Here is an 11726-nt window from a genome sequence, read left to right as displayed (position 1 = left end):
TATTTATATGGACAATTATTGTCAAAGGTCGAAAAGTTATACAAATCAATAACAAATTGATTGTAAAACGCAGAAACTTTGCATAAGATGTCGAAAAGTAGTATGAGCAAATATACCTAATGCGGTGGATATATGTTAAATCGTTTACAAGAATCTGATATCAAATTGTTGCGTGTGTTTTATGCTGTTGCTTCTTGCAATGGCTTTACTGCTGCGGAGCCTGTGCTTCGAATGCAGCGGCCTAACATCAGTGCTGCTATAAAGAAATTGGAAGAAAGACTCGACCTTGTTTTGTGCCACCGCGGTCGTGGTGGATTTCAAATGACAAAAGAAGGTGAAGTCGTTTTTCAAGAAACCAAGCGTATCTTCAACGCGTTTGATAACTTCGTATTTAACTTAAAAAGCCTACATGATGACTACAGTGGTCATATCACTTTGGTATTAATGGCTGGTTTAGCTACATCAATGCAACTAGCGGTGAGTAAAGCGGTTAAGAGTACAATGAAGAAATTTGACGACATTCATGTCAACATTCAAACCCGTTTATATAATGAAGTTGAACATGTTGCACTTTCGGGCGAATGTCATTTGGTGTTATCTACCTATGACATGGTTAAGCCCGAGTCGGTTACCTTCCATTCTACGGGCGTTCAGTGCAAGGGACGTTTATACTGCTCGCCGACCCATACACTAGCAAAATATCGCGAAGCGGATGCGCTACCCGACAATGTTAGAATTGAAGATTTCCCTGCTATTGGTATGTCCGGTTTGTCATCAGTTAATTATATTAGCGGTGAAAAAAGACTCGCTATTCAAACATTCTCAGATTCATATGACGTTTGCATGGCCGCTGTCATGACCGGAGAATATGTTGGTTTATTGCCGGATTACATTGCCAAAGAACAAGGTGCAGCGACTGGTCTCGTTCCAATTTGCAAGGGCTCATTGTTTGAATTTAGTCACGAGTTATTCGTGATGAACGGAAAAAATACAAGACTTAACCCCGTATTAAGGCATTGTATTAAAGAACTAGAATACTTTGTTTTTGAAAGCCAGAAGTAGCCAACTGTCGCAGCGCTTGATATTTAGACAATAAGAAAAACCTCTGTTAGTGAAAAACGCTAACAGAGGTTTTTTTAGTTTTGATAGTCAATAGGGTCGATAGTATTGTTTTCAGAAAATGCTTCTAGTCTCTCTTGGCAAGCACCGCATTTGCCGCATGCCTTGTCTTGACCGTTGTAGCAAGTCCAGGTGTCATTATAGTCCAAGTCCATTGCCAAGCCTTCCCTGAGAATATCAGTTTTACTAGCAGCCAAATAAGGAGCTCTTACTTCAACCGCTTGATAGTTTGCAATTTTACATACGTCATTCATTGCATCAACGAACTCAGTTCTGCAATCAGGGTAAATAGCATGGTCACCTGAGTGAGCGCCGAAATACACCGCTTCTGCTTCGATAGAAACCGCATAACCTACCGCCATTGACAACATGATCATGTTGCGATTCGGAACCACGGTGGTTTTCATACTCTCTTCTTGGTAATGGCCCTGGGGAACATCAATATCATCAGTAAGTGCGGAACCTCCGATCAGCTGATTTATTGAACTAATGTCTACCACTTTATGCTCAATATTGTGTTGTTCACAAACTTTTTTTGCGAAAAGTAATTCTTTACTATGTCTTTGTCCATAGTTGAAAGATACCGCATGCACATCGTATCCTTGCTGCATGGCTTTGTTTAGGACAGTATATGAATCCATACCGCCTGAATAGATGACGACGACTTTCGCTGACATTTGTCATTCTCCTTTAAAAAAACGGTGCTGATTCTAAGCGATCCCTGCTAAAATCCCAACTGTATTTGAATAAGAAATAGGTTGTTATTGTGAAAAACTTGAAAGTAAACGAAGTATTTGAGTCACTTCAAGGCGAAGGCTCGTTTACTGGGGTGCCGTCAATATTCGTGAGGCTCCAAGGTTGTCCCGTTGGTTGCTCTTGGTGCGACACAAAACACACGTGGGAAATCAGCTTAGAACGCGAAACGACGCCAGACACTATAATGCAACAAAATGAAGAGTCTTCACAGTGGTTTTCTGCAAATGAGGACTCGTTATTTGCGCTTTTTGATAAACAAGGTTATGTCGCTAAACACATCGTTTTGACCGGCGGTGAGCCTTGTATGTATGACTTAACCGAGTTCACTAAACAAGCACATAGTAAAGGATTTTCGACCCAAATAGAAACGAGTGGGACATTTGAAATCCACACCAGTAAAGACACGTGGGTTACTGTCTCGCCAAAAATAAATATGCAAGGTGGCTATAAGATGCGAGATGACGCATTGGCAAGAGCGAATGAAATAAAACACCCTGTCGCTATGCAAAAACACGTAGATGAGCTAGATTTATTATTAGCATCTATGGACCAAAATGCGTTGCCGCTAATTTATTTACAACCCATTAGTCAGCAAAAACGAGCCACAGATTTAGCAGTCAAAACGTGTATTCAACGCAATTGGCGACTTTCATTGCAAATGCATAAGTTTATCGGCTTAGAATAGCTATTTGATTTTTAAGTATGACTATGGCACTTAATCGGAGAAACAATGGATAAGTATATCGACGAGTATCAGTTTTCAAATGATACGGGTACAACACTTCTAGCCTGTGACGTTGACCAAACTCTCAAGATTATTGTGGTGGTCTTGAATGACAAATAAGTATTCAGCGTTAACCAGCATAAAATCTGTTTCTATGGAGCGTATTGCAAGCATAATATTGGCAATGGTACTCTTATGTTCTTGTGCAGCTACGAACGCCGCAACATGGGTCGTTACTTACCCAGGTTCTCTATACGATGGTGATGAACGGCATAAATATCCAGAAGCCCTTCTGAAATTAGCGCTTGAAAAAACCGGCGTGCGTTACACAATGGTCGCTTCTCAACGTATTAAATATCAATCAAAAGCGCTTCGAAAGTTACGTGAGAATATTGAGGTTAATGTTGTTTGGAGTACGACGGATCGTCAACGCGAAGATGATTTGCTACCAATTCGTATACCTATTGCCAAAGGATTAATTGGTTGGCGGGTGATGTTGACACATAAAAATAAGCCGTTTTACAGGAAAGAATTGACTAGTCTAGGCGATCTACTGGTTTATGCTCCGGTTCAGGGTATTGATTGGCCGGATACTAAAATCCTGCAAGCCAATGGTTTTAATGTATTAGGTGCCCAGAATCGGTCCGAGGCTGCGAGTTTATTATCGCGCCAGCAAGCTGATTTTTATCCTTTATCTGTTATAGAAGCGTTGACTGAACTGCGTCAGGAAGGAGCCGACCCAGACATTAGGTTGAAAGAGGGGATTGCTCTACAATACAGAGCTGCAATGTATTTTTTCGTCAATAAACGAAATGTTACTTTGGCTCGGTTGATAGAAGTTGGCTTGGAACGAGCAATTGAAGATGGCAGCTTTGATGAATTATTCTATGAATATCACGGTGATATGCTAGAACGGTTAGCATTAGATAAAATTACCTATTTTGAATTAGATAATCCACTTTTACCGATAAAGACGCCTGTCTCTGAGTCTAAGTATTGGTATACACCCGGACAGTTTGAAGGCAAAAAAAAAGCGACTAATTAAAGTCGCTTCACCTAATTTATCACAGTGACGTTTGCAGTTAACCTTTAAACTCACCACTATGAATAGACTTCATTGAGCGACCAGAGGGGTCTGCTGAGGCTTTAAAGCTTTCATCCCACTCGAGAGCTTCAACTGTGCTGCAGGCGATTGATTTACCGCTTGGAACGCATTTAGCGGCACTTTCTTGAGGGAAGTAATCTTCAAAGATAGTGCGGTAGTAATAACCCTCTTTCGTATCCGGTGTATTGATGGGGAAACGGAATTGGGCGGTTGCTAACTGTTGGTCAGATACTTCGAGCTCAACAAATTCACGAATTGAGTCAATCCACGAATAACCTACACCATCGCCAAATTGTTCTTTTTGACGCCATAATACTTCAGCTGGAAGATATGTTTCGTCATCAAAGGCTTTTCTCAATATCCATTTTTCCATACGGCCATTAATACACATTTTATCTTGTGGATTTAGACGCATAGCAACATCCATGAAGTTTTTGTCTAGGAAAGGTACGCGTGCTTCAACTCCCCAAGCGGAGGTAGATTTGTTTGCACGAGCGCAATCAAACAGGTGCAAGCGATCAAGTTTGCGTACCGTTTCTTCATGTAACTCTTTGGCATTAGGCGCTTTGTGGAAATATAAATAACCACCAAATATTTCATCAGCGCCTTCGCCAGACAACACCATTTTGATCCCCATAGCTTTGATTTTTCTAGTCATCAAATACATCGGCGTTGCAGCACGAATAGTCGTCGTATCGTATGTTTCTAAGTGATAAATAACATCACGAATAGCATCTAGGCCTTCCTGAATTGTAAAATGAATTTCGTGATGCACTGTACCGATCATATTCGCTACTTTCTTAGCTGCAATTAAATCAGGTGCGCCCTCAAGGCCGACAGCAAATGAGTGCAAACGAGGCCACCAAGCATCGCTCTTGTCTTCGTCTTCAACACGTTTGGCAACATATCTGGCTGCGACCGCAGAGACTAATGATGAATCTAAACCGCCCGAAAGCAACACCGCATAAGGTACATCTGACATGAGGTGAGACTTAACCGCCTTTTCAAATGCAACCTTTAAATCATCTAGGTTTGTTTCATTGTCTTTAACATTCTCATACGACATCCAATCTCGCTCATAATATTTAACCAGCTTGCCGTCAGTGCTGCTTAGATAATGCCCCGGTGGGAACTCTTGTACTGTCTTACAAACAGGAACAAGGGCTTTCATTTCTGAAGCAACATAGAAGTTACCGAACTCATCAAAACCGGTATATAACGGAATAATACCCATATGGTCACGAGCGATAAGGTAGGTGTTATTCTCTTGATCATAAAGAACAAAAGAAAACATACCTTCCAATTTGTCAATGAAACCCACCCCTTCTTGCTGATACAGCGGAATGATGATTTCGCAATCTGATTTGGTTTGAAAGTCATACGGAGTGGTTAGTTTAGACGCTAAGTCCTTATGATTATAAATTTCGCCATTAACGGCTAATACCTGATTACCATTGCTACTGATTAGAGGCTGAGCGCCCGTGTCGACGTCAACAATCGCGAGTCTTTCATGACATAAAATCGTATTGTCATTATGCCAAATACCTGACCAGTCTGGGCCACGATGGCGTAATAATTTTGATAATTCGAGTGCTTGCGTGCGCAACTCTGACACATCAGTTTTGATATCAAGGATACCGAAAATACCACACATAGGTTGTTTCGCCTTTTCTTGCTAGGTTATTGGATTGGGTTATCGTTTTCTGTCGATAATAAGGTAGGTATGTGGAACTTATGTTCGCGTTTATTATTATTCAATTTACCTTTGTGGTGAATGTGCCATTTTGAGTAGAAAATGCAAGTATTTTCTAGGAGAAAAGCATAATTAGTTGCTGTTATTAAGATTATTACGCAATTCGTAATTTAAATTGCAGTAGAAGCACAACAGAATAGTAAAGTAATGTTTTTGCCAAAATAAGCAAAATAAGCAAAATAAGCAAAATAAGTAAAATAACAATAGCTAAGCACTATTTTTAAGCAAGCCACTATCAATACCACTAAAGCCGAACCTACCAGCGCCGGATCCACCGCTAAGCATCACTGACAAAAAAATAGCCCCAAAAGAGGCTATTTAGTTCATGCGGTAAAACTTATTTGTTATTTGCGTTGGAACTCACTTGTTGCTGACCACTGCGGCCATGCATCAGAGTTGGCTATGTCATAACCCACTTCAAACAACATTTGAGTGTCTTCTTTAACACCACCAAAATCCCAATTTTCACGGAATTGGTCGCAGACTTGATGGTAACAGCCGCGAACTATCAAGTTCGTCCTCTTACGGTATTCGGCGGTTGCTTCATCAATTGGCTCACTGCCACCTTTTGCGTAAAGCGCCGGAATACCGACTTTAGCAAAACTAAAGTGATCAGAACGATAATAAATCCCAGCACCAGGATTATCTTCTTGAGTTAATACTCGACCCTGACGCTTAGCCGCTTTTTTAAGATCCGCTTCAAGATCTGATTTACCCATGCCAACGACAGCAACATCCTTAGTTCTTCCTAGTACATTCATAGCATCCATATTAATATTAGCGACGGTTTTATCAAGCGCGATAATTGGGTTTTCAGCATAGTACTTTGACCCTAAAAGGCCTTGTTCCTCAGCCGTTACTATCAACACACTAACCGAGCGTTTTGGTTTTTTGTCTAAGCTAGCAAAGGCTTCAGTCATGGCGAGAATTGCGGCGGTTCCAGTTGCATTGTCATGCGCGCCATTATATATCTGATCACCTTCTTTACTTTCATCTTTGCCTAAGTGGTCCCAGTGAGCAGTGTAAATAATATGCTCATCAGGTCTTTCACTGCCCGTTAAAGTGGCGAAGACATTATAACTTTTTGATTTTTTAAAATCATTTTTGACGGTAACAGATGCCTTCTTATTTAATGCAACAGAATATGAACCTTGCGCTGCAAAATCTTTTTGTTGGTCAAAATCCAAGCCTGCGTCAGCGAAAATTTTCACCGCAGCGTCACGTGAAATCCAACCTTCAACAGCAACTCGACTTGCGCCACCGTCTGCTGTGACTAAGCCATACTGTGGCCCACTCCAGCTATTTGCCACAACAGACCAATCATAAGAGGCTGGGGCGGTCTCATGTACTATGAATACTGCTGCAGCACCTTGACGGCTAGCTTCTTCATATTTATAGGTCCACCGGCCGTAATAAGTCATTGTTGAGCCCTGAAAAAGCTCACTTTCTGGACTGGCATAGCCTGGGTCGTTAACTAAAACAATCACTGTTTTACCTTTTACATCGACGTCTTCATAGTCATTCCATTGGTATTCTGGCGCATTTACACCGTAGCCAAGAAAAACAATATCCGAATCGGCTAAATCAACTTTGGACACTTCACGTTTTGAACCAGCGACCATATCTTCTTTATATGAAAATGTGTTTTCGCCCATATTGAGGGTCATGTCTGGCTCAGCAGTAATTTGCATTAAGCTGACTTCTTGAAAAAAGCTGCCCGCGTTACCTGCTTTAAAACCTACTTTGGTTAATTCTGCGGTGAGGTAATCTAAGGTTTTCTTTTCACCCGCGGTAGTTGGCGAGCGACCTTCAAATTCATCTGATGATAATATTTTTGTATGCTGTTTAAGCGTATCAGCGCTAATAGCCTTATAAACGGCCTCAAAGTTATCTTCAACGCTGAGCGTCTCGGCCTCTGCAACTGCGGCTTCTGCAGCAGTGGGTTCTGATCCTGAACAGCCTGTAAGGGCAAGGGCAAAGATAGCGGCAGACAATGCTAAAGTAAGGGGGCGTTTCTGAAGTTTCATTTGTGTTCCTTGTGATTAGTAATATTTTATTGTCTTTTACAATGTAATTGGAATAAACCATAATGTTGTGGAACATTATAATCAAGACTTGTTACGTAATAGAACAAACATTTGTGGCACTATATAAATTACGTGTTACCTGATAAATTTAACGATGAGGCTATTGCATTGAACGCTTCAACACCATCGCCATTTTTGCGTCCGCCACTATCAGCACTCTCGATAATGTTTCCAGCGCAAAATTTAGTTCAGCTCGATATTACTAGATTGGACGCTAACTTACTGGAAAAGATGCAAGTTTGCTTCGAAAATAATATAAATGTGCTTGCTTGGGGGAAACGCTTTATTTGCCAAGAGTCAATGCCAAAAGACGGCCGGTATTATGAACAGGTCATATTTGAAGACCATGCTATCCCAACCCGCAGAGAAAGTTGGCATGACTTTTTTAACGGCATTATTTGGTTGCAATTCCCGCAAACAAAAACCTATCTAAATCGTTTGCATATATCTGAAATAAACACACATGGCTTAGATCCAAGAACCAAGGCTCGAAATCACATTACACATTTTGATGAGTGCGGTATTGTCTTATTTATAACGGGAACGCGATTATTCGCGAAGCTAAACCTTTTGTTCGACACACAACAGTGGACAACAATTTTCTGCGAATTAAAAGAGAAGTGGCATACCAGCATTCTGCCTGTTGTATTTGGTCACGCGAATCTGGAAATGTTATTGACACCGTTTGTTGGCTTGACGGGTAAAGTCTTACTCATTCAAATCGATGAAAAACACGCAACACAGGGGCTTATGTCATTGCTTGGTTCGCGACTTTTAGATACTTTGCTGGTGCAGCATATTCAAACCAATCAGACCTTGTTTACTAACAAACCATTTTATCCCTTGCCCATTTTAGGTATCCCACATTGGCACTATGGTGAACAAGATCCAGCCTTTTATGCAAATGAAAGATATTTTATGCCCAAACGCCAACATAAAGTTGTCGTCGAGTAATCACTTTTAATCGTTTTCTTTCTGGTTTTGCAACCTTTGCAGCCGTTGCTAATTGTGTAAAGACAGTTCACAAAAATGCGACTAACTTAATTGACTCAAGGTCCAAATAAGCGAAATAGTTAATATAATCACACTGGGAATTGCAGCAAACACAATGGATTTTTTATTACTGAAGTTGGTCCACTGTCGTAAACAAATCGCACCCAAATATATGGTCCAAATTGTTTCAATTCGTAAATACGACATAAAGTTAAACCACTCATTGCTTGGCTCAACAGCAAATATATAGCTCAGCGAAGTGGGTGATAACACAGACTGAGAAACCTGTGCTCCCGGTTCGAGCAATAAAATAAGTCCTAATGATATAACAGAAGCAATTAGCGTAGGCATCATAAACCACCATTGTGCGCCATACCAATCAAAAAAACTGTGAATACTTTTTTCATCGTTTTTGGTCACTAAAGTGTAATACAGTCCTAAAACAGCGGACACCATGATAAGGTATACAGGAGCGCCAAAAAGAGCAAAACCTGCCGCACTCTCTCCCGTGCCAGAAAGTGAGCGCATGTTTTCTAATTCTGCAGGGCTTGCGTCAGGCATACTTAGCGCCAATTGCGTGTCAATATACCAGTCATAATCGACCACCCCGAAATAAAGATAAGCTGGCAGTGCAGAAATCACGGCTACAAGAATAAAAGGTATCCAAGACCAATTGTCTTTCAATGACAATGCTTTAAACACGTCAGAGGGACGAATAAATATATCATTACAAGCCTGTATTGGATTTGTTACTTCGGCATTATTTGCGATCATCTACATTCCCTGACTTTATCGTTTGATTGTATTTTGTTGCTGCTTTCAAAGTATTCAATTTATTGCCTAGTAAAACAAGTGTAAATAGGCGATAGAATCAATTTGAAACATTTAAATTGATAATCACTGCAGATTGCCTTAGTAATTCATTGCGAAATATCATAATCTAATGCCAATAGTAGCGATGATAATTATTACAAAAAAATAGGGACGTTAGTGTGATTGAAATAAACAAACTAGCTAAGAAATTCAAAGTAGAGAACCCTAAAAAGCTGAGTGACCAAGATAAAAAAGATCCAAGGTTACAAGGGCGTTTTTTTCATTCGGTAAGGGAGGTTAGCTTCAGTTGCCAAAATGGTGAAGTGTTAGGCTTGTTAGGTCCAAATGGAGCAGGTAAAACAACCACATTAAGAATGTTATCAACCGCATTACAGCCAGACAGTGGCAGTATTAATATAGGTGGTTTCGATATATTAAAAAGCCCGGTTGAAGCTAGAAAACAGATTGGGTTTTTATCTGGCGGTACGGGACTTTACGGACGGTTAAGTGGTCGTGAAAATATTGCGTATTTCGGAAAGTTAAATGGAATGACAAATGATGCAATTATCAAACGAACCGCTGAATTATCTCACCGTTTGGATATGGATTCATTTTTAGATAGACGCAGCGAGACCTATTCCACTGGAATGAAACAGAAGGCGTCAATTGCACGCTCGGTTATCCATTCGCCCAAAGTTGTTATCTTAGATGAACCGACTACTGGACTAGACATCATGGCGACACAAACGGTGCTGAATTTTATTCGCGATTTGAAAAATGATAATGTGCCGGTCATCTTTTCTACCCACCATTTAGATGAAGTATCTGAGCTTTGCGACAGAGTCACCGTAATCGATCAGGGACAAACTATGTTTAATGATACGTTTGACGCTTTTAGGGCACTGGATGAAGTTTCGTTGCATGAATCATTCTTGCGCTCCATCGGTAAGCCTAAACATCAAACGACAGAACGATAGGGAGTATTATTATGTGGTTGGTATTTCAAAAAGAGATTAAAGAATTATTGCGCGATAAAAAAACCCTGTTTTTCATGATTGCCCTACCTATTTTGTTATTTCCACTGTTAATCGGTGGCGCGCTATATGTCGGTACGAACGTAGTCAAAGGCGCAGTAGAAAAAACACGCACTTATGCCATCATTGGCGAGCAATTTAGTGATGAATTAGTTGGAAAGCTAAATGAAGTTGAGCAATTTTCACTGCAAAAATTACCTTCTGAAGTGCAAACAAAAGAACAAATAGTGGCTTATGTTAAAGAAGGTAATATTGATTTTGTTATCGAGATACCAAAAAATTACAGCAGTACGGTATTGGATTCAGGCAAAATAACACTTAAGTTATACCGCAACCAAGCGGGCTTAAAAGTAGTCGAAAACAAATTAAATAAAATTGTCGATGAGCTTTCAGATTTATATCAAACAACGGCATTTTCATCGTTAGGTTTATCCGAATCTCAGCAAATAAGTGTCGTCACGCCCATAGAGGTTGAAGAGATTAATGTTGCAGATGAACGCGAAACACTGGGTGAATCAATTGGTGGCTTTATTCCGTATTTAATTTTTATGCTTTGTTTACAAGGTGCAATGTTACCGGCTAGTGATCTTGGTGCAGGTGAAAAAGAGCGGGGTACGCTTGAAACTTTACTTATCACACCAATAGAGCGCACAAAAATCGTGCTTGGTAAGTTTTTTACCATTGCCTTTGCCGGCGTAACATCAGCACTCGTCACCGTCTTAAGTATTGCCTTGTGGACTGCCATTTTAAGCAGAGGTGAGGCAGGTGAAGTGTTAGTGAAATTCATGACATCTATTGATGCTATCGATTTCTTGTTGGTATTTTTCATGCTTATACCTGTTGTCGCTATTTTCGCTGCAGTATTGCTGGCATTGTCAATCTACGCCCGTTCATTTAAAGAAGCCCAGGGTTATATGACGCCGCTGGTTTTCGTGACTTTTATTCCAGTAATATTTGCTATGCTGCCAGGCGTTCAACTCAAAGGTATTTGGGCTTGGGTGCCGTTGACTAATGTGGCACTGGCTATCAAAGAGTTGATTAAAGGCACCATGGACTATGTTCAATTGTTTGCCATATTTGGTTCAACAGCAGTTATTGCCGGGAGCTTACTTGCATTTTGTATTTATTGGTTTAAACAAGAAAAAGTATTATTTAGATAAGTAAGGTCAGTTTTAACTTCTTTTTAAGAGTTTGTTAATATTCAAAAAGCTCTGCTGTTTGCCACCGGTCCGCGCTTTTTATGACAAACTCTTGTTCTGTTCAATGTTAGCGCGATACACTAATATGCTAAACACTTAAGAAGTGCCGTATTTATATAAAAATCAGCATCTATATAAATTCG

10 protein-coding genes are annotated in these 11726 nt (G+C 40.3%); 6 read left to right on the top strand and 4 right to left on the bottom strand.

The features are described from left to right. Positions 1–132 precede the first annotated feature (132 nt). On the top strand, positions 133–1062 hold the full coding sequence (locus tag G399_RS0115365; protein WP_006014327.1) for a LysR family transcriptional regulator: 930 nt from the start codon (positions 133–135) through the stop codon (positions 1060–1062). Positions 1063–1136: 74 nt separating this feature from the next. On the opposite strand, the gene queC is transcribed toward G399_RS0115365, so the two are convergent. Further along, positions 1137–1796, bottom strand: coding sequence for a 7-cyano-7-deazaguanine synthase QueC (gene queC / locus G399_RS0115360; protein WP_006014325.1), 660 nt, complete (start codon positions 1794–1796; stop codon positions 1137–1139). An 89-nt stretch (positions 1797–1885) separates the two neighbouring features. On the opposite strand from queC, the gene queE reads away from it, so the two are divergent. Continuing rightward, positions 1886–2560, top strand: a complete 675-nt coding sequence (queE, locus tag G399_RS0115355) for a 7-carboxy-7-deazaguanine synthase QueE (RefSeq protein ID WP_006014323.1) — start codon at positions 1886–1888, stop codon at positions 2558–2560. A gap of 148 nt (positions 2561–2708) precedes the next feature. Then, positions 2709–3644: a hypothetical protein gene (locus tag G399_RS0115345; RefSeq protein WP_006014320.1), complete on the top strand. Its 936-nt coding sequence runs from the start codon at positions 2709–2711 to the stop codon at positions 3642–3644. 37 nt (positions 3645–3681) lie between these two features. On the opposite strand, the gene asnB is transcribed toward G399_RS0115345, so the two are convergent. Beyond that, positions 3682–5358 carry an asparagine synthase B gene (gene asnB / locus G399_RS0115340; RefSeq protein WP_006014317.1) on the bottom strand — a complete coding sequence of 559 codons (1677 nt, stop codon included), beginning with the start codon at positions 5356–5358 and terminating at the stop codon, positions 3682–3684. Between the two features lie 443 nt (positions 5359–5801). Then, positions 5802–7484 carry a M28 family metallopeptidase gene (locus tag G399_RS0115335; protein ID WP_006014312.1) on the bottom strand — a complete coding sequence of 561 codons (1683 nt, stop codon included), beginning with the start codon at positions 7482–7484 and terminating at the stop codon, positions 5802–5804. Between the two features lie 132 nt (positions 7485–7616). On the opposite strand from G399_RS0115335, the gene G399_RS0115330 reads away from it, so the two are divergent. After that, the gene (locus tag G399_RS0115330; RefSeq protein WP_006014309.1) at positions 7617–8498 is read left to right on the top strand and encodes a DUF3025 domain-containing protein; all 882 of its coding nucleotides are present in this window, start codon (positions 7617–7619) and stop codon (positions 8496–8498) included. A gap of 81 nt (positions 8499–8579) precedes the next feature. Here the strand turns inward: G399_RS0115330 and G399_RS0115325 are convergent, their stop codons facing one another. Next, the gene (locus G399_RS0115325; protein WP_006014306.1) at positions 8580–9311 is read right to left on the bottom strand and encodes a Yip1 family protein; all 732 of its coding nucleotides are present in this window, start codon (positions 9309–9311) and stop codon (positions 8580–8582) included. A 218-nt stretch (positions 9312–9529) separates the two neighbouring features. Here G399_RS0115325 and G399_RS0115320 point away from each other — a divergent pair, with 218 nt between their 5' ends. After that, entirely contained in the window at positions 9530–10327 is a 798-nt protein-coding gene (locus G399_RS0115320; protein ID WP_006014303.1) for an ABC transporter ATP-binding protein, read from the top strand. Positions 10328–10338: 11 nt separating this feature from the next. Beyond that, the gene (locus G399_RS0115315; protein WP_006014302.1) at positions 10339–11544 is read left to right on the top strand and encodes an ABC transporter permease; all 1206 of its coding nucleotides are present in this window, start codon (positions 10339–10341) and stop codon (positions 11542–11544) included. Positions 11545–11726 lie beyond the last annotated feature (182 nt).

It is taken from the genome of Brumicola pallidula DSM 14239 = ACAM 615, from assembly GCF_000428905.1.
Lineage (GTDB): Bacteria > Pseudomonadota > Gammaproteobacteria > Enterobacterales > Alteromonadaceae > Glaciecola > Glaciecola pallidula.
The sequence above is the reverse complement of the archived record's forward strand: the minus strand, read 5'-3'. Positions and strand labels throughout refer to the sequence as shown.

What these genes read in the sequence shown, in the direction of transcription:
- queC (WP_006014325.1), bottom strand. Translation starts at nt 1,796, where the DNA reads ATGTCAGCGAAAGTCGTCGTCATCTATTCAGGCGGTATGGATTCATAT.
- asnB (WP_006014317.1), bottom strand. Translation starts at nt 5,358, where the DNA reads ATGTGTGGTATTTTCGGTATCCTTGATATCAAAACTGATGTGTCAGAG.
- G399_RS0115365 (WP_006014327.1), top strand. Translation starts at nt 133, where the DNA reads ATGTTAAATCGTTTACAAGAATCTGATATCAAATTGTTGCGTGTGTTT.
- G399_RS0115325 (WP_006014306.1), bottom strand. Translation starts at nt 9,311, where the DNA reads ATGATCGCAAATAATGCCGAAGTAACAAATCCAATACAGGCTTGTAAT.
- G399_RS0115345 (WP_006014320.1), top strand. Translation starts at nt 2,709, where the DNA reads ATGACAAATAAGTATTCAGCGTTAACCAGCATAAAATCTGTTTCTATG.
- G399_RS0115315 (WP_006014302.1), top strand. Translation starts at nt 10,339, where the DNA reads ATGTGGTTGGTATTTCAAAAAGAGATTAAAGAATTATTGCGCGATAAA.
- G399_RS0115335 (WP_006014312.1), bottom strand. Translation starts at nt 7,484, where the DNA reads ATGAAACTTCAGAAACGCCCCCTTACTTTAGCATTGTCTGCCGCTATC.